This window comes from Mesorhizobium sp. M0074 (assembly GCF_040322975.1).
In the GTDB taxonomy this organism is placed as follows: domain Bacteria; phylum Pseudomonadota; class Alphaproteobacteria; order Rhizobiales; family Rhizobiaceae; genus Mesorhizobium.
The window spans coordinates 163,566-181,984 of sequence record NZ_JAMYUM010000005.1 but is presented as its reverse complement, the minus strand read 5'-3'; the positions used below and the strand labels follow the sequence as shown (position 1 = coordinate 181,984).

The 18,419-nt window shown below is 62.8% G+C and carries 18 protein-coding genes; 9 read left to right on the top strand and 9 right to left on the bottom strand.

Annotation, left to right across the window (positions count from 1 at the left end; genetic code table 11):
- Positions 1 to 97 precede the first annotated feature (97 nt).
- From NKJ73_RS09165 to NKJ73_RS09135, 7 genes are all read right to left on the bottom strand, one after another.
- Complete coding sequence (locus tag NKJ73_RS09165; RefSeq protein ID WP_352569099.1) at positions 98 to 1,609, bottom strand: LuxR C-terminal-related transcriptional regulator; 1,512 nt, start codon at positions 1,607 to 1,609, stop codon at positions 98 to 100.
- Between the two features lie 498 nt (positions 1,610 to 2,107).
- Positions 2,108 to 2,635, bottom strand: a complete 528-nt coding sequence (locus tag NKJ73_RS09160; protein ID WP_031211934.1) for a c-type cytochrome — start codon at positions 2,633 to 2,635, stop codon at positions 2,108 to 2,110.
- A 478-nt stretch (positions 2,636 to 3,113) separates the two neighbouring features.
- Positions 3,114 to 3,389, bottom strand: coding sequence for a GFA family protein (locus tag NKJ73_RS09155; RefSeq protein WP_352569098.1), 276 nt, complete (start codon positions 3,387 to 3,389; stop codon positions 3,114 to 3,116).
- Positions 3,390 to 3,421: 32 nt separating this feature from the next.
- Positions 3,422 to 4,474, bottom strand: a complete 1,053-nt coding sequence (locus NKJ73_RS09150; protein ID WP_352569097.1) for a Gfo/Idh/MocA family protein — start codon at positions 4,472 to 4,474, stop codon at positions 3,422 to 3,424.
- Positions 4,475 to 4,527: 53 nt separating this feature from the next.
- Positions 4,528 to 5,313 (bottom strand): ThuA domain-containing protein, encoded by a 786-nt coding sequence (locus NKJ73_RS09145; RefSeq protein WP_352569096.1) that lies wholly within the window; start codon positions 5,311 to 5,313, stop codon positions 4,528 to 4,530.
- A 363-nt stretch (positions 5,314 to 5,676) separates the two neighbouring features.
- Positions 5,677 to 7,203, bottom strand: coding sequence for a DUF2778 domain-containing protein (locus NKJ73_RS09140; RefSeq protein WP_352569095.1), 1,527 nt, complete (start codon positions 7,201 to 7,203; stop codon positions 5,677 to 5,679).
- Between the two features lie 569 nt (positions 7,204 to 7,772).
- Positions 7,773 to 8,585: a class I SAM-dependent methyltransferase gene (locus tag NKJ73_RS09135; RefSeq protein WP_352569094.1), complete on the bottom strand. Its 813-nt coding sequence runs from the start codon at positions 8,583 to 8,585 to the stop codon at positions 7,773 to 7,775.
- A 191-nt stretch (positions 8,586 to 8,776) separates the two neighbouring features.
- On the opposite strand from NKJ73_RS09135, the gene NKJ73_RS09130 reads away from it, so the two are divergent.
- Positions 8,777 to 9,199 (top strand): cupin domain-containing protein, encoded by a 423-nt coding sequence (locus NKJ73_RS09130; RefSeq protein WP_031211929.1) that lies wholly within the window; start codon positions 8,777 to 8,779, stop codon positions 9,197 to 9,199.
- A gap of 284 nt (positions 9,200 to 9,483) precedes the next feature.
- On the opposite strand, the gene NKJ73_RS09125 is transcribed toward NKJ73_RS09130, so the two are convergent.
- Together NKJ73_RS09125 and NKJ73_RS09120 are read right to left on the bottom strand one after the other, a co-directional pair.
- Positions 9,484 to 10,080, bottom strand: coding sequence for a cation efflux transmembrane domain-containing protein (locus NKJ73_RS09125; protein WP_352569092.1), 597 nt, complete (start codon positions 10,078 to 10,080; stop codon positions 9,484 to 9,486).
- 31 nt (positions 10,081 to 10,111) lie between these two features.
- Positions 10,112 to 12,313: a heavy metal translocating P-type ATPase gene (locus NKJ73_RS09120; protein WP_352569091.1), complete on the bottom strand. Its 2,202-nt coding sequence runs from the start codon at positions 12,311 to 12,313 to the stop codon at positions 10,112 to 10,114.
- A 76-nt stretch (positions 12,314 to 12,389) separates the two neighbouring features.
- Here NKJ73_RS09120 and NKJ73_RS09115 point away from each other — a divergent pair, with 76 nt between their 5' ends.
- From NKJ73_RS09115 to NKJ73_RS09080, 8 genes are all read left to right on the top strand, one after another.
- Positions 12,390 to 12,803: a MerR family transcriptional regulator gene (locus tag NKJ73_RS09115; protein ID WP_023677233.1), complete on the top strand. Its 414-nt coding sequence runs from the start codon at positions 12,390 to 12,392 to the stop codon at positions 12,801 to 12,803.
- Positions 12,804 to 12,890: 87 nt separating this feature from the next.
- Entirely contained in the window at positions 12,891 to 13,298 is a 408-nt protein-coding gene (locus tag NKJ73_RS09110) for a hypothetical protein (RefSeq protein WP_031211926.1), read from the top strand.
- 131 nt (positions 13,299 to 13,429) lie between these two features.
- The gene (locus NKJ73_RS09105; protein ID WP_352569090.1) at positions 13,430 to 14,866 is read left to right on the top strand and encodes a multicopper oxidase family protein; all 1,437 of its coding nucleotides are present in this window, start codon (positions 13,430 to 13,432) and stop codon (positions 14,864 to 14,866) included.
- Between the two features lie 28 nt (positions 14,867 to 14,894).
- Entirely contained in the window at positions 14,895 to 15,335 is a 441-nt protein-coding gene (locus tag NKJ73_RS09100) for a DUF411 domain-containing protein (protein WP_352452325.1), read from the top strand.
- 7 nt (positions 15,336 to 15,342) lie between these two features.
- Positions 15,343 to 15,870, top strand: a complete 528-nt coding sequence (locus NKJ73_RS09095) for a TlpA family protein disulfide reductase (RefSeq protein WP_156937355.1) — start codon at positions 15,343 to 15,345, stop codon at positions 15,868 to 15,870.
- 67 nt (positions 15,871 to 15,937) lie between these two features.
- Entirely contained in the window at positions 15,938 to 16,621 is a 684-nt protein-coding gene (locus NKJ73_RS09090; RefSeq protein ID WP_502902184.1) for an SCO family protein, read from the top strand.
- A 53-nt stretch (positions 16,622 to 16,674) separates the two neighbouring features.
- On the top strand, positions 16,675 to 17,454 hold the full coding sequence (locus NKJ73_RS09085; RefSeq protein WP_031211922.1) for a DsbA family protein: 780 nt from the start codon (positions 16,675 to 16,677) through the stop codon (positions 17,452 to 17,454).
- A complete protein-coding gene (locus NKJ73_RS09080) occupies positions 17,451 to 18,017 on the top strand; it encodes a hypothetical protein (RefSeq protein ID WP_352569087.1) in 567 nt (188 codons plus the stop codon). Before NKJ73_RS09085 ends, NKJ73_RS09080 begins: the two co-directional genes overlap by 4 nt.
- Positions 18,018 to 18,419 lie beyond the last annotated feature (402 nt).

Here is an 18,419-nt window from a genome sequence, read left to right as displayed (position 1 = left end):
CTGTGGCCTTTACCACGCCATGAGGTTTAGACCCGCGCCACGGTTGCCCGCTTCGGCGTAAGTACCCACGCAACGAGAAATTTTGGCTTGGGTAGGATTACCCAGATACGACCATGCCGATCAGGCCGTGCTCGACCGCATAGGCCGTGGCTGCCGCGCGCGTGCGCACGTTCAGCCGCGTCAGGATATCGCTAACGTGATGGTCTACCGTCCGCTGGCTCAGACCGAGCTCGCCGGCAATTTCCGGGTTGGTCAGGCCTGACGCGATCAGGCGCAGAACCTGCGTCTGTCTGGGGGTGAGAACTTCGCCGCCTGTCGCCGTCATGGTGACCCGCAGCTTGCCGGCAACGGCTTCGTCGGGGCGCGCGCCGAGCTCGCGGAAAAGTCTTATCGCTTCGTCCAGTTCGGTCTGCGCCGCTTCAGTATCGCCGGTTGCGAGACAGGCCCGCGCTGTCAGCACCCGCATCCGGGCAAGATGATAGGGCGCCCGAAGGTCCCAGAGGATCGCTACCGCGCGCCGGATATGGGCCAATGCCTCCGCGGCTCGACCAGCATGGATCAGCACCCGCGCGGTAGCCTCGGCGGCTGCGGCGCGGACTGCATCCGCGGAATATTGGCGCGCGCAGTCGTGCAGTGTTTCGCACAGCTCCCAAGCGTCATCGGCCGAACCGACGGCGAGAGTGATTTCCACCGCAGCCGGCAAGAGGCGGAGTTTGCCCGGCAGGTCGTCGACGGACTGCAGTGCGCGGCGGATCGCCGAAAGGGCCGGCTGCTCGTGCCCCTGCTGCAATCGCATAAGCGCCAGCCCCGGCTGCGGATCGAACCCGAGCCTGCTCGCCGCGCGATAGGCGGCATCGGCCTCGTTCCATTGGCCGCGGAGTCGAAATACCTCGCCCTTCTGGTAGAATGCCGGACCGGCGTGGTGTTTCGAGGGCCCCTGCTGAAGGCGGATGCTGGCGACACCGGCCTCGCGGCCGGCCTCGTCCCAGTGGCCGTCGAGGATCAGAATTTCGGCCCGGTGGATCAGGCATCTGCCGGTGAAGGCAACGATGTCGGGCTGTCCCGCGCACCATCCGACCAGCGCCGAGGTCCATTCCCTCGCCCGGCCCGTGGCATGAAATTTCTGACAGATCTCGATCACGCTGCAGTAGACCAGCCCGGTAACGATCGGTGAGAGCCGGCCCGAGGTGACCGAAACCATCGCCTCGTCCAGCAGTTCGAAGCCGCGCACATAGTCGCCGCGCAGGATCAATATCCGGCCCTGAAGGTGGCGCGCGATAGCCAAGAGGTCCGGATCTTCGCAGCGCTGTCCGATCTCCGCGGCACGTGTTGCGTGCGCGAATGCTTCGTCCGGCCTGTCGGCGGCGAGACGTTGTTCGACCATTGGGAGCTGAAGGTAACCCTGTTCTGCACATTCCTGCGTATGATCCTCGACCAGCCGGTTGGCGCGGGTCAGCCATCCGCTGCCTTGGGCGAATTCTCCGCGAAACATCAGGGTGAGCCCGATCCAGAAGCCGCAACGCGCCGCGGATCGTTCGCGTCCGTTCCGGAGATGCTCTTCGAAGGCCCTCTCGTAGTCCCGAACGAATTCCTCCTCGCGCCCAAGCATGTAGGCGGCTTCCCCGAGGCGCTGGAGCTCGGCGCCGTCAAGTTCACTGCAGCGGTCTCTGTCTGACAGTTCGCGGTGAAGCCTGGACCAATCGCCGCGATTGGCTAGCTCCGCATACGGATCCGATGCAACTGCACCGTCTTCCGGCGACTTGTCGGGTGATCGGTCGGAGGGCGCGGGCATAGTCTCAGAATAGCACATATCTTGCCGAGGAGGTGGCGCCAGATTACCGATGTGACAGAAGTTGGTTTCGGGCTCAATCGAGCCGTTCATCGCGTCCGCCGCCGAGGACCGGGAAGGGTGGAATGCTGCCATTCGTCTCGTCGACGGGAACGAGTAGGTAGCGCCAATATCGCGACATTCATGGCGCTTCTCAAAGCTCCCCTCGCGCAACGGCTCGATCGACCCATTTCTGCCGTTCCGGCATCGGCCTCACCATCTCCAAGGCGGACATTCACCCATTATTCGGCGAAAAATCTCATTCCGATCAAAGCCGCCCTACTTCGTTGCAGCGGCTGCGGTTTCCCCCGGCGGCATAATCCGCATCATGAAGGTCGACACCGCTTCCCCGGGTTTGAACGGGCCGGGAACCTGGTGGCTGACCGGCTTCACACTTTGGAGGAATGCCGCGATCGCCATGGCGTCATCCGCGGTGAGATGCGCAAAATCGCGCCAAGGCATGATCGGCGCCAGGATGCGGCCGTCCGGCCGTTCGCCGGTCTGGATCGCGGTGACGATCTGCTCCGGGGTCCAGCTTCCGATACCGGTCTCCTTGTCAGGCGTGATATTACGGCCGACAAAGACACCAAGGCCAGGAATCTCGAAGCCCACATCTGAACCGCCAAGGAAGTGCGACATGTCGGGCTTCCCGAAGAAGTAACCGGATGTGTGACAGTCGCTGCAGCCGGCAATCGTAACCAGATATTCGCCGCGTGCGATCTGTGTGTCATCGGCCATGGCCGCGTAAGATGGCAGGGCAACAATCGACGCTGTCAAGAATGCAAGATGAACTGGTGTCCGAAACATTGCTTCCTCCCTGTGGTCTGTTCGTGGTTTGTCCGTCGACCTCCCGCGCCGTCAACCGGTCGCAATTCCCCGATTTTAACCGCGTCGGGGACGCTAAATTCTAGCATGGCCAGCACGTATTAACTATCAGCGATCAATTGGACCGTCGGCACTTGTCGTGCCCCGTTGAGCGCAAGTGTGATGGAGCGTGCTCAGCCGACGCACAATGCCTTGTTTTGGCGCGATCGAGCCACGCACGGTGATGGATCGACTTCGTCGCCTGAAATGCCTTGTACGGTCGGACCGGGTCGAACTCGGTCGTTCAGAATGATTGGGTTTTGACCTAAAACGTCAGCCGGCTGTGGCCGGCGGCTTCAGCCGAACGTCGCCAAAGGTTCGGTTCGGACCTCGACCCACTGGCAGCGCCGGTTCTCGTGGTAGAAGGACAGGAAGGGCGGCGGGAACGCAGGGTCCGCGAAAGCGCCCACCGGGATGGCGGTCAGACCGGGCTGAGTGTCGATCCGGTAATGGACGGTGGTGCCGCAATCGGGCAGAAGCTGTAGATGACGCGGCCGCCCTCGTCGCCAATGCGCGTGAACTCCGCAGAGCGGCCCTGGACAGAAACGTCACCGTCCAAAAACCGCGCGTTGAAGCTGAACGCGCTGCCGGTGCGTCGCTTGCAGGCCAAGCAATGGCAGAGCGAGACGCGTACCGGCTCGCCCGAGCAGGTGGCTGACAGCTGACCGCAGGAACATTCGGCGCGCCGCGTGATCATGGCTGGCTCCTCTCACGATTCCCTGAACGATATCACTGCGTATCGGTGCTCAATTCGGCCCGCTTCTCATCCGACACGACTGCGAGGTCGAGCACCTTCTGCAATTCGGCCGCATGGCGGAATGACGGTTCGGCCTGGACGCCGTTGCGGACCGCATCGACGAAGCGCTGGTAGTTGGTCGGTACCGTTCCGGCGTCCAGAACTTGCCATTTGGCGTTCTCGACATCCTCGCCGATGCAGGCCTTCAGCTCCGAGCCGGTCAGATTGTGCACGACTTCGATGCCGCCCTTGTCGCCGTAGATGCGCAGGCGGAGTTCGTTCAGATGGCCGGTTGCCCAGCGGCTGGCATGGACGACGCCGAAGGCGCCATTGCTGAAATCGAGCGCCATGGTGAAACTGTCGTTGGCGTCGAGCTCGTATTCGCCGATCCGGTTGCCGGGCGCCTTGTCGAAGGATCTCAGGCGGCAGAACACATGGTCGATGTCGAGCGCCGCGCCATAGCTGGCGAAATCGAGAATGTGGATGCCGACGTCGCCCAGCACGCCATTTGAGCCGTGGCCGCGCGACAGCCGCCACAGCCATTTCGGATCGGTGCGCCAGTCGCCCCAGAATTTGGATATCAGCCAGCTCTGCAGATAGGACGCCTCGACATGCCTGACCGTGCCGATCTCGCCGGCCAGCACCATGGCGCGCGCCCTCTGCAGCGGCGCGACGTTGCGATAGGTCAGGTTGACCATGTTGATGATGCCGGCCCGCTCGGCGGCATCGGCCATCTCACTGGCCTTCTCGAAGTTTTCGGCCAGCGGTTTCTCGCACAGCACCGGCTTGCCCGCCGCGATCAGCATCATGGTGGTCGGATGGTGGATGCGATCGGGCGTCACGTTCGCCACCGCGTCGAACTTGCCCCACGCCAGCGCCTCGTCCAGCGACGCGAACCGGTTGGGGATACCGTAGATGTCCGAAAATTTGTCGACACGCGTACGGTCGAGATCGACGGCGCCGATCAGTTCGACGCCCTCGATCTTGCCGAACTGCCTGGCGTGCTCCTCCGCCATCCAACCGGTGCCGAGTATCAAGAGGCGCATGATTCTTATCCTTAGGACAGGGCTTTATCTTCTTGTTCGATCATGGATTTGGTCTAGCGAAAGCCGGCTTCGCCCGCGGAATGAAGTTTTCCGCCGCGCTCGACGATCGGCTCGAGCGCCTTTTCCACCGGCACGTTCGGCGCATCGAGGATGGCCGGATTGGAGCCTTGCGGGTTGTGCGCCCATCTCACCGCATTGCGCAGCACCTTGTGGACGTTGGCGTCGTGATAGGTCGGATAGGTCTCGTGGCCGGGCCTGAAATAGAAGATGTTACCGGCGCCGCGGCGATAGGTCAGCCCCGACCGGAACACTTCGCCGCCCTGGAACCACGAGATGAAGACGGTCTCCAGCGGCTCCGGCACGGCGAACTGCTCGCCATACATCTCCTCGTTCTCGAGCTCGAAATACTCGCCGATCCCGGCAGCAATAGGGTGGTTGGGGCTGGTCACCCAAAGCCGTTCGCGCTCGCCCGCCTCGCGCCATTTCAGCGTGCAGGGCGTGCCCATCAGCTTCTTGAAGATTTTCGAGAAATGGCCGGAATGGAGAACGATCAGCCCCATGCCTTCCCAGACGCGGCGCGCCACGCGCTCGACCACTTCGTCGGCGACGGCGCCATGGTCCTTGTGCCCCCACCACAGCAAGACATCGGTCTCGGCCAGACGGTCGGCCGGCAGCCCATGCTCCTTCTGCTCCAGCGTCGCCCACGACACCGAAATCTCCGGGTCGAGCTTCAGTGCATTGGCGATCGTCGCATGCATGCCCTCGGGATAGATGCCCGCGACCACCTCGTTGGTCCGCTCATGAATATTCTCGCCCCAGACGACAGCGTGTATTGTCATGATGTCCTCGCGATTGTTTGAAGCTGGAGCCGCCCTTACGGGTCAGTCATAATATCCTCGGCCGGGAATGAAAACCTTCGAGATTGGCCAAACCTCCCCAGCTTCGTCATCCCAGGGCGGAGCAGGCGCGAAGCGACGTCGCGAAGACCCTGGGATCCATGCCGTGACCTCTCCGCGCTGCAACGGGCGGGACTTTTTGATGCGGGAAGGACAGGAGGTGAAAGGGATCGCTACAGAACGGCTTTCAATCTGCGTCGTTGCATTCTTCGGCTGACGTAACGGCATGGATCCCAGGGTCTGCGCTCCGCTTCGCGTTCGCTCCGCCCTGGGATGACGAAGCCATGAAGGGCTGCCGCGAGCAATCTACGCCCCTCGCCCCTCTTGGGCGACGCGTGTCAGCGGCTTCGACAGGCGCGGCACGACGACAAGGCGCTTGATCTTGCCTTTCTTGTAGGCGGCGAGGAAGCGGGCATAGTCCTTGAAGACGACGCAGCCATTCGATTCGGCGCGGCCGCCGCGCAGCATGTAGGTGTGGGCGAGCAGGCCGTCGCGGCCATATTTGTTGCTGCCGCTGGCCGGCGTCAGACGGATCGCCTCGACACCGTGGAAGCGCGATTCGCGCATCGTCAGATTGTAGGTGTCCGGCGGCGTCGGGCCGACATTCTTCTTGTGGACGTAGCGTGGCTGGTCGACCATCGCGCCCAGTCCCGAATGTGCCTCCAGCCGCGAGCCGTCGGGCATGTAGACGGTCTTGGCCGAGATGTCGTAGACGGCGACGCCGCTGCCCAGGTTAGGCGTGGTGAACAGGTTCCTGAAGGCTCCGCCGAGACCGCCGGAAGACATGTCGGGCTTGGCATAGGCCAGCATATCGCCGCCCTGCGTCTTCGACCGTTTGCCCGGCTTGCCCGACACGGCCGGCACTGCCGCTTGTGACGAATTGCGAGGCGACAGGCTGCCGGGCGTCTCGACCGGCGGGGCGTCGGCCGTCTGCACCTTGCTCGCCTTGGCGGTCCTGGAGGCCTGCGCCTTGGGCGGCTCCGTTTTCAATGCCTGATCCTTTTGCGCCTGGGCCTTTGGCGCCTGGTCTTTTGGCGCCTGATCTCTTGACGCTTGAGCCCGCGGCGCCTCGGCCGGCTTATCGATGTCCGCCCGCGGACGCAGCGTCGGCAGCGGAATGCTGTCGGACATGTCGTCCTGCGGCGGCAGCGAGGCTAGCTGGACCTCAGGTTCTTGCAGCTCTTGTGAGGCTGCGGGCTCGCTTGCCGCGATGGCGGCCGGGAGCACATCGATCATCTGCTCCGGCAATGTATTCGCCAGCGCCAGCGCCAGGCGCGACGAGCGTTCGATCTCCGCCACCGCCGGCCCGAAGCGCACCGACGCCGGGCCGTTCGGGTCGGGTATGCGTACCGGCTCGGCGAACCGGGCGTCGGCCGGCAGGCTTGCGAGCATGACGGGTGAGCCGGCACGGGCAAAGGCGGCGGCAAGCTTTTGCGGCGACAGCCCTGCTTTGGCCACCACGTCGTCGAAGCTCGATTGCCGCGATGCATCGGCGACAAGCGGCACGGTATTGCGCTTGAGACGCGCCGATTTTCCCTGGTGGACGAAGTTCGACGCCGACCGCAGGCAGTTGGCATCGCACCCGTGCTGCAGCAGCTTGGCCGACAGCGCCGCGTTTGCTGCGGCCCACGTCGGGGCCTGCGCCTTTGCAAGGCTGCGGCGAGGATCGGCGAGTGCGATGGTGCGCGGCGCGAGCAGGCTTTGCGGGAGACCGTTGGAAGCGGCGGTGAGCGAAGTTCCCATCGAATAAAGGCCGGCCAAGGTCGCCACCGACCATAAAGCAATGGCTGCGCCGACGGCCGGAACCGCGACCCAGCGCAGGCCGGGCCTCATCGAAGTCAATCCAGTTGCAGGACTGTCACCCCGGGTTTTCGCACTTACAAACGCCATTCAACCACTCTCAATCGGCCGATGCCGGCTAGCGGATTTCGCAGCCGTGACATTCACAGTTCGCCTGGTGCCCCCAGCACGCTTCGCGTCTGTTGCCGATTGATTCAAAAGATGGACAAAGTTGGTTAACCAATCCCTCTACCGACCGCCGATTGGGCGACGGTCACACCGAAAAACGCCCTCCAAAACCTGCATAGTTGGCAAAACTGCCCTCCAATGATGACTTTGCTGCCCGTTTTTGTCGGCCGAGTCAAGAAAGCGAAATGACTAGACCTTGCTGGGCGGAGTCGGCCATGGCTGCGAAAGTGAAGCCGGGCCGACCGGAATCTTGCGGCCGGCAGCCGCCGCCATCAAGCCCCGGCGATCGGTCAGACCGGCGATTATCGACCTGGCACTTGTCGACCTGCCACTCGGGCGAATGAACGTTAATGTCTGAGAATTCGGGATAGCGGCAAGATGTTTGCCGCACAGCAGCTGAATGTCGCCAAGTGCCGGAGCGGGATATCCAACACCTAGGCCACAGCCACCACTATGTGAGCCTGGATTTTGGCAGCAACCTCGCCGCTGCCATGCCTGTCTGCAATCGCGGCTGCGGCGTAGTCGGTTGCAGCGTCCAGTTTTCCCGCCTCTCTGGCCTCGATTTCATTGCGAAGGAGAGTGCCCTGGCAATAAGCAACGGCCGGAAGACGCGGCGAGGAGGCACGGCTTTGTTCGGCCCTCGTCTCGATCACCACACCGGAAAAACCTGCGTCCTCCAGCTCGCTACGGATCAGTGCCGTATCGTGGTAGCCATGCGGCGTGCGTGCCAGAAAGCGCGGCGGATCGTTCGGAAAAATCCTTGCGAGAGCGTTCGTCACATCGTCGGCAAACACGTTCTCCTCGATGCGATCCCATACGCTGAATAGAAAATGTCCTCCGGGCTTCAGGACTCGCCGGGCTTCGCGGTAGGCAGATGAGCGGTTGGGAAAGAACATCGCGCCGAACTGACAACAAACGAGATCGAAGGCCGCATTTTCAAACGGTAGCGCCAGAGCATCCGCCTGACGCCATTTGATGCGATCGTCGGGAGCTTGCCGCGAAGCGGCGTAGTCGAGCATCGGCTGGTTGAGGTCGGTTACGACATAGCTTGCATCGGCGGACAGTTTTGGCGCCAATGCGCGGGTGACAACCCCGGTGCCCGCGGCGGTTTCCAAAACGGCGCTTGGCGACAAGGACGCTGCCCGTCGTGCAAGATCTGCGGCGAACGGCTCGAAAATCAACGGCACCATATAGCGGTCGTAGTTTTCCGGAATTGAGCCGGCGAATACCTTGTCCGTTTCCAACATTGCTATCCCCCGCCGTCCGTTTGATGGCTCGTCAGCATAGCATGGAATTGTTTGCTATTCGGTCGCATTCGACCGGGAGGCGGTTCGCTCCCGGAAGCTCCGAAACGCCGTGCTGCAATTATCTGCATATGTGTTAATATATTGTGGTCATGCGCATTGGTGCGTGGCCAAACATAAAATGGGAGGATGCGATGAAAACCATAAATCGCAGGTCTGCAATCGCGCTCGGCGTGACGGCGGCAGCGGTAACGCCTTTGTTCACGCTGGCGGCTGCTGCAAAGGTCAAGAAATACGGCCCGAAGGAAGGCAAGGAGATAGCCCCCGGCGTCAGATTGGTCGAGGTCGGCACCGGCAATTCCGATATCCCCGCTTACAAGAGCATCTCAATTGTCGATATAGTCTTTCAGCCCGGAGCAGCCGCCCCTCAAATGGTGATGGACAACGACATGGTCTGCACCATTGCTGCCGGTGAATTCACGATCAAGAAGGCGGACAAGGAATTCAAGCTCAAGGAAGGTGACGTGTACACCTGCTCCAAGGGCAAGACCGACGAGGCAGCCAACACCAGCAAGGTGGTCGGCATCCACCGCATCGCCGTCTTGATACCTGCCTAGGGCATGCCGCCGAAAATCGGGCCCGCGTCCTCCATCAGGGACGCGGGCCTTTTGATGACGTGCGTGGCCTTGAGCGGTTCATCGTTTCACCGCTTCGACCCGGTCGACTTCGTCCAAGTGTGGTGAGGCTCATGCTGTTCATGGTTTTCCTCCGATTTTACTTATGAGCGGTTCTCCCTCCGCCCGCTTTGAAAGGGTGCGATTATATTAGAGATCGCGCAGGTTTCCGGCTGACTGCTGCATTGGCGGAGTGGCAATCGGCAGCGCGCTGAGCGTTTTGGAGTTCACGAAATGGCCCGGTGCTCTTCCCGAGCTGCCCCCCAGACCTCGCGCGCCGCGTCTGCATTCAGTGCCGCGATTCCCAGGCCGACGATCAGATCCGGCCACGCCGAGCGCCACAGGAAGGCCGTCACCAATCCGGCCAGTATGATCGCAACATTGGCGACCGCATCGTTGCGGGCCGAGAGGAATGCCGCCCTGGTAAGACTGCCGCTGTGATGGCGGTAGCGCGCCAACATGTAGGCGCATGACAGATTGACCGCGAGAGCGCCCAACCCCGCCAGCGTCAGAGCCGTTGGCTGCGGCGGCACCGGCATGTTGAACTTTTCCCACGCGGTCCACAGCGTCGCCAGGCCCGGCACCAGCAGGATAAGCGCCAGCGCCATGCCGACCCGCGAGCGGGCACGCAGCGACCATCCCATGGCGAGCAGTATGAGGAGATTGACCGAGGCATCTTCCAGAAAATCGACGCTGTCGGCGAACAGCGACACCGAGCCGATCGCCAGCGCGACGGCGAATTCAATGCCGAAATAACCCAGGTTCAGCAGTGCGACGACAAGCACCACCCGGCGAAGGCCGTCCGACGTGATGGCTTGCTGCATGGTCTGCCCTAACACGATGCCGTTGTCGCTCTTACCAGCTGCTCTTCCAACGCAACAGCCGCATGGCATTGGCCGTCACCAGCACCGTCGCCCCGGTGTCCGCGAGGATGGCGGGCCAGAGGCCGGTGATGCCGGCGATCGTCGTCACCAGGAACACTGCCTTCAGGCCCAACGCAATGGTGACGTTCTGCTTGATGTTGGCCATGGTTGCTTGGGACAGCCTGATCATGGCCGCAACGTCGCCGACGCGTCCATGCAGCACCGCTGCGTCAGCCGTTTCAAGAGCCACATCGGTGCCGCCGCCCATCGCAATGCCGACATCGGCCGCGGCAAGTGCCGGCGCATCGTTGATGCCGTCGCCGACCTTGGCTACCCTAAGCCCCTGCCCCTTCAACTCGCCGACGATGCGCTGCTTGTCCTCCGGGAGCAGTTCGGCGCGCACCTCGATGCCGAGCTGTTTGCCGATGGCAGCCGCCGTGCGCTTATTGTCGCCGGTTAGCATGACTGTCCTGATGCCTGCATTGGTCAGCGCCTTTAGCCCGGCGAAAGCATCCGGCCGGGGTTCGTCGCGCATGGCAATGAAGCCGGCCAACGCGTTGTCTACAAGCAGCACCGCCACTGACTTGCCTTCATCGTTCAATGCCACGATGCGTGCCGCCTGGTCTGCTGGCAGCAGGTTTATCTCGCCCGCCGCGACTGGCGATCCCAGAAACAGGTTCTTGCCGCCGACACGACCGATAACCCCTTTACCGCCGATCGCTTTGGCTTCGGCGGCAGGCGGCACGGGAATGTTGCCGGCTTTGGCCCTTTGGAGGATGGCCAAAGCGAAGGGATGGCTCGAGCCGATCTCAAGCGCTGCCGCCAGCGAAAGGATGTCGCGTTCACCGGCGCCCACCGCAACGAGATCGGTGACCTGCGGCTTGCCGAGCGTCAGCGTGCCGGTCTTGTCGAGCGCCACGGCGTTGATGGTCGCGAGCCCTTCCAGCACCGCCCCACCTTTCATCAGCAGGCCGCGCCGGGCTCCGGCCGAAAGCGACGCCGCGATCGCCGCCGGAACTGAAATGACCAGCGCGCACGGGCAGCCGATGAGCAGCAGCGCCAGCCCCTTGTATATCCATTCGTTCCAATCGCCGCCCAAGAGCAGCGGCGGTGTGGTGGCCACGAGCGCCGCGACGGCGACAACGCCGGGCATGTACCAGCGCGAAAAGCGATCGATGAAGCGCTCGGTCGGCGCCTTGTTTTCCTGCGCCTCCTCGACCAGCTTGATCACGCGTGCAATCGTGTTGTCTGCGGCGGTCGCCGTCACCTTGACGCGCAGCACGCCGTCGCCGTTGATAGTGCCGGCAAAGACCGTGTCGCCGACGTCCTTGCGCACCGGCACGCTTTCACCGGAGACGGGTGATTCATCGATGGCGCTCCCGCCTTCGGTGATCTCGCCGTCAGCCGGAATCCGGTCGCCCGGCCGCACGAGGATGATGGCGCCCACAGCCAGGCTTTCGGCCGGCACCTCGCGGGTCTGGCCGTCTTTCTCGACGAACGCGGTTTTGGGAACGAGGGTCGTGAGCGCTTGAATACTGGACCGTGCGTTGCCGGCCGCAACCCCTTCGAGCAACTCGCCGATCAGGAACAAGAAGACCACCGTCGCCGCTTCCTCGCCGGCACCGATGATGACGGCCCCAGCCGCCGCCACAGTCATCAGCATTTCGATTGTGAACGGAATGCCTGCCGCTGCGGCCATGGCCGCTCGGCGCGCGATCGGCGCCAGGCCGAGCAGCATTGCGGCGATGAAGGCCCACGGGCCGGTCGCGGGCCAGGCGTAATCAATCGCGAAAGCCGCGGCCAAGGCGACCCCGCTGGCGATGGCCAGGCGGCCCTTGGCGCTGTCCCACCATAGCTCCGACGCCGGCGCATCATCGTTATCATGTAACCCCGCTACGTTCTCGTCGTGATTGCGCCTTCCGTCGGCATTGTTGTCGGCGGATTGATCGGACGCCGGCGTCCCAGACTTGGAGGTCAGCGGAGCGACGGCGTAGCCGAGGCCGGTGACCTTCCTCTCGATCGCGCCGAGATTGCTTTCGGGAGTATGAGTGACCGTCAGAGTGCCCGCCGAAACGGATACGTTGATGTCCTGAACACCAGGCATCCGCCGCACGGCCGTATCGATTTTGCTGGCGCAACCGGCGCAATCCATGCCTTCCACGCGGTAGCGGGTCTGTTGTTTGGTCGCAGCCATGGTGAACCTCTTGTATCTTCGAGCGCGACGCTACATCCTCTAGCGACTAGAGGAGCAAGCGAAAATGCCAGCAGGTATGACCATCGGTGAAGCGGCCCGACACAGCGGCGTGAAGGTTCCAACCATCCGCTACTATGAGCAGATCGAGTTGCTTCCTGCCCCTGCCCGCAGCGAAACCAATCGCCGGCATTATGAAGCGGCAGACTTGCGCCGGCTCGCCTTCATCAGGCACGCGCGCGAGTTGGGGTTCGGGATCGAAGCCATCAGGGCGCTGCTGACGCTGCAGGATAATCCCAGCCAGCCTTGTGCGACCGCCGACGCCATTGCCCAGGCGCGTCTGGCCGACGTGGTTCAGCGGATACGCAGCCTTACAGCGTTGAAAGCCGAGCTGGAGCATATGGTCGAAGGCTGCCGGCACGGAAAAGTCTGCGAATGCCGTGTCATCGAGGTGCTGGCGGATCACGATAAATGCGAGCATCCTCACCATTGATTTGCCAGAGCAGAGCTCGCGTCAGCCCCGATGTCGCGGCATCCGGAGCTTGCAAAAGCCGCACTTTACGGTCAACCTGAGCGGATGATGGCGCGCCTGTCACCAAAACACCTCCTGGTCATGCTTCTCGCGGTCGTCGTGACCGCCGGGTTCAGCCTGTCCGCCGCTCAGGCTGCCGTCATGTCGGCCAGGATGGCAGTCGACGGCCGCATGACCATGGCCGCGGATACCGGCACCACCGACGCCGACATGGCCAAGATGGCCGATGCCAGGGACGGTGACTGCAACGCTTGCCTCAAGGGCTCGGCCGGCAATGACAAACCGATGCAATGTGCGCCGACCTGTGTCGCACCGGTTCTGGCGGTGCTGCCGGAGGCTCTCCCCGTGACGGGACTGCCGCAAGCCGAGCTGCCGTCGGCGCTTCCCGCCCCGTTCCTGCACGGGCGAAGTCTGCTGCCCGAGCCATTCCCTCCAAGACCCAGCGCTCTCGTCTGACGCCGTTTCTGCCGTTCCACGGCTGATTAGCGGCGTTTGATCGCCCGGTTGCGCGTAACTGCGCAGCGGGCGCGGTAGCAATTCAATCGACGTCGCGACGTTCGCCGTCGGTTACCGCAGGGGTCACAAAAGTGAATTCCGTTTCAAATCCGTTCATAACGCGCCGCAAATTCCTGCTTGCGGCAGCGAGCATTGCCGCCGCAGTGCCGATCCGCCCTGCGCTGGCGATGGCCACCGGCGAATACCGGATCAGGGTGGCGCCGAGCCAGGCACGGTTCGCCGGCCCTGATGGTCCGCGCACTCCGGTATGGGCCTATGATGGCACGGTCCCCGGCCCGACACTGCGCTTACGCCAGGGGCAGCCCGCTCGGATCATCGTCGAGAACGGACTGGACGAAGACACCACGGTTCACTGGCATGGCATCCGGCTGCCGAACGCCATGGATGGCGTGCCCGGCCTGACGCAGAAGCCGATCAGGCCAGGTGAAAATTTCATCTATGAATTCACCCCGCCCGATGCCGGCACCTTCTGGTATCACCCGCACGCCAACAGCCTGGTCCAGCTCGGCCGTGGCCTTGCCGGCGCACTGGTCGTCGAGGAGGTCGAGCCGGTCGCCGTCGACCGTGACATTCTGTGGCTGCTGCAGGACTGGCGGCTTGCGGCCGATGGGCAGATCGCCGGCGGCTTCGGCAGTGCCATGGATGCGTCGATGTCGGGCCGCGTCGGCAATGTCGTCACCGTCAACGGCACGGGGCCAGGCGATCGGAGCGTGAAGGCCGGCGAGCGCGTCAGGCTGCGGCTCGCCAATGCCTCGCTTGCCCGCATGATGGCGCTGCGCTTCGAAGGCCACCGTCCGGTCGTCGTCGCCATCGACGGCCAGCCCTGCGATCCGCATGAACCGGAGGGCGGTCGCCTGGTGCTGGCGCCCGCCATGCGCATCGACATCGTGCTCGACATGCAGGGCCACCCCGGTAGCCGCCACGCGGTGATCGACGATTTCTACGACGGCCTCGCCTATACGCTGACCACGCTGGCCTATGACGCAGCGCCGCCGCTGAGAACCCATCCGCTCGACACGCCTGTCGGCCTGCCGCGCAACCCCTTGCCCCAGCCCGACCTCGCTGGCGCCGAGCGCCAGGAGATCGTCTTGCAGGGCGGCATGATGGGCGGCGGCAAGCTCAAGGGCGTCGGCGGCATGATGGGCATGGGGATGATGGGCATGAACGGCGGTGCGGCCTGGGCGATCAACGGCATGTCGATGACCGGCGACGGCCATGCCGGCATGGCGCCGCAGTTCACGCTGAAACGCGGTGTGACCTGCCATCTCACCATGCGCAACGAAACCGCCTGGTGGCACCCGATGCATGTCCACGGCTTCAGCCTGTCGGTCATCTCGCGCAACGGCTCGCCGGTGCCGCACCGGCAATGGCAGGACACGGTGCTGCTCGCCCCCAAGGATACGATCGAATGCGCCTTCGTCGCCGACAATCCAGGCGACTGGATGCTGCACTGCCATGTCGCCGATCACCAGATGGCCGGCCTGATGACGACGTTCCGCGTGACCTGAAACTTTTATCCAACCAAGGAGAACTGCAATGAAACTGACCTACCGCCTTGCCGCACTGTCCCTGCTGATCGCAACGCCGCTGCCCGCCTTCGCCGCAACGATCAACGCCGTCATGTACAAGAACCCGCAATGCAGCTGCTGCGAGTCCTACGCCAACTATCTCGAGCACAACGGCTTCAAGGTCGACATCAAGCCGGTCAACAATCTCTCCCAGATCAGCAGCGATGCCGGCGTGCCGGCCGACCTCGAAGGCTGCCACACGCTGATGGTCGACGGCTATATCGTCGATGGCCTGGTGCCGGTCGAGATCGTCAAGAAGCTTTTGACCGAGCGCCCTGCCATCACCGGCATAACGCTCGCCGGCATGCCGGCTGGCGCCCCAGGCATGGGTGGCGAGAAGCAAGGCCCCTTCGTCGTCTACGCCTTCACCAAGGACGGCAAGGCGCCCACCGTCTACGCGACCGAGTGAGGACATTGTGAGCAAACTAGCTATGGTCCTGGTTGGCATGCTGCTGGCGTTTTCGTGGCCGGTATCAGCCGCTGAGCCGCCGCAGAACTTTGCCGTTCACGAGGCGCCCGTCCCCGTGCCGGAAATCAGCTTCGAGGATGGCAATGGCAAGCCGAAAATGCTTGCGGATTTCCACGGCAAGGTCGTGCTGCTTAACGTCTGGGCGACATGGTGCGCGCCCTGCCGCAAGGAGATGCCGACGCTCGATCGCCTACAGGCCAAACTCGGCGGTCCGGATTTCGAGGTCGTCGCGTTGTCCATGGACCGCGCCGGTCCTGAGATTGTGAAGAAGTTCTTCGCCGACATCGGCATCAAGCACCTCGCCCTCAACATCGACGTCTCGGGCAGGGCCATGTTCGCCATCGGCACCGTCGGCCTTCCGGCAACCCTGCTGGTCGACCGCGACGGCAAGGAGATCGGCCGGCTGATTGGGCCGGCCGAATGGGACGTCCCCGACATGGTCGACTTCATCCGCAGCCGCATCGCCGCCAAGTGAGAAAGGGACAGATATGTTCGGGCTAAAGGCTCGCTGCGTTGCATCGGCTTTGAACGAATGGAGGTGCTTGCTGCTAAACGTAATTGCCATTGCGGCGCTGACCGCGGGCTTTTCGTATCAGGCGCAAGCCCACTCGCTCGACGAAATCGACGCCACGCTTGAGGCCGACGAGAAATATTTCCAGCCGATCGACAAGCCGGCGCCTGATTTCACGCTGCGCACCGCCGACGGGCGTGTCGTGCGGACGGCCGATCTGCGCGGCAAGGTGGTCGTCCTCCACTTCATCTACACGTCGTGCCCGGATGTGTGCCCTCTTCATGCCGAGAAGATCGCCGAGATCCAGAAAATGGTGAACGGCACGCCGATGAAGGACCGGGTCAGCTTTGTGACCATCACCACCGACCCGACCAGGGACACGCCGGACGTGCTCAGCAAATACGGGCCGGCGCACGGGCTCGATCCCGTCAATTGGCTGTTCCTGACCACGATGGAGGATCAGCCGGAGGATGCGACCCGCAGACTGGCGGAGGCCTTCGGCCACAAGTTCACGCTGACGGATGATGGTTATCAGATGCACGGCACCATCACCCATGTGATCGACAAGGAGGGCCGCTGGCGGGCGAATTTCCATGGCCTGGATTTCGCATCGGTCAATCTCGTCACATTCGTCAATGCGCTTACCAACAATGTCGAGCGCCCGCACCATGAGCAGGAAACGGGATGGTGGGCGAAAATCAAGGGCATGTTCTGAGGCATCATTTGCACGTGCCGGCGGTCCGGCGAAACAGAGGGAAGGAGAACCCTGTGACCCACAAGTCCAATCCATTGAGCGGAGCCGTCGGCAAAATGGCCCGTGCCGTCATGCTGGCCGGCGCGACGATCTGGCTCGCGCTCGGTCTCCACAATCAGGCGATCGCCGCGGGCGAGATGTCCCAGGACCAGTTCGACCAGCGCATTCACGACTACATTCTTGCGCATCCCGAGGTGCTCGTGCAGTCGCTGCAGAGCCTCGACGCCCGCCAGCGCGAGGCTGCCGCAAAAGAGGCGAAAGCCGCTTTGACGGACAAGGCGGACGAGATTTTCCGGGACCCGGCGAGCCCGGTCGGCGGCAACGCCGAAGGCGACGTCACCATGGTCGAGTTCTTCGACTACAACTGCCCCTATTGCCGGCAGGTTGCGCCGATCATGGCGCAAGCAATGGCCGACGATCCGCAGCTCAAGATCGTCTACAAGGAATTCCCGATCCTCAGCACGGATTCCGTATTTGCTTCCAAGGCGGCTCTCGCCGCCGTGCGCCAGGGCAAATACATGGCGTTCCACAAGGCCTTGTATGCGGTGAAGACGCGGGTGACCGAAGCGGTCGTACTGAAGGTGGCTGCCGACGTCGGTCTCGATGTGGCTAAACTGAAGACCGACATGCAGCAGCCCGATATCCAGGCGTCGATCGACCGGAATACGCAACTGGCCCAGGCGCTGAAGATCAGCGGAACGCCAAGCTTCGTCGTTGGCGAGCAGATTTTCCCCGGCGCGACCGACCTCGCAACGATGAAGAAACTGATCGAGCAGGCGAGGACCAGCAAATGAGCCGAATATTTTGCCCAAACCGACGGACGGTTGTTCTGGGGAGCGCCTTTGGCGCCGCTGCGGTCGTGAGCCTGCTCAAGGGGCCGGATTTGGCGATCGCCGCTGAGGATCCCGATCTGGCACGCCGTTTCAGATATCTCAGCCAGAACGGCAACAGCACGTGTTCGACCAAGTTCACGGAATCGATCGCGACCATGCCGGCGATGTCGCGGATCACGGGCTCGTGCTGCAGCCCAATGGAGACGAAGCGCTATGCCGAGCAGGTGAGCGGCCTGGCCAGGTACCGCGAGATCGCGATGATCCCAAGCGATCCGTACGATATTCCGGCCGGCATCGCACAGAAGATGATGCCCTACTACGATGTGAAACTCTCCGGCGAAGAGCAGCAGGCCTACGACTATGCGATGGCCAATTCCAACGAGAAAGGCCCATGCTGCTGCCAATGCTGGCGCTGGAAAGTGTATGGCGGGCTGGCGAAGTTCCTGATCCGCGAGCACGGTTTCACCGGCAAGCAGGTCGTCGACGTCTGGGATCTCTCAGACGGTTGCGGCGGAGGAGAGTAGAGCCGGCGACAACTCGGCTGCGGTTCAACAAGCGCTCTCAACCTGTTCTACCTTCTTGAAAGGAGCGCTTGACCTCCCGGTGGCTGGAACCGTTAGGCTCATTGCTAACTTCCGGAGGTCGTCCAATTGCGGACCGAACCATGAATTTCGAAAGGCAGCTACTGGCCCTGTTAGAGAGGCATATCGGCAAGGCAGATCAGATGTCGCGGAACACTTGCTGCGGGCACTGGAGGCGCTGGATTAAAGCCTTGCCCTTTCGGAGTTACCGCGCGGTCAGCATGTTCTGACAGAAGCCTATTATGAACTCGTTCGTCGATAGCGTTGAACGTGCCTTGATTGACCGGCAAGCCACTGCCTTCGTGGGCTGATCGAGTTCGCCTTGACGGGCGTACATGGCGAACT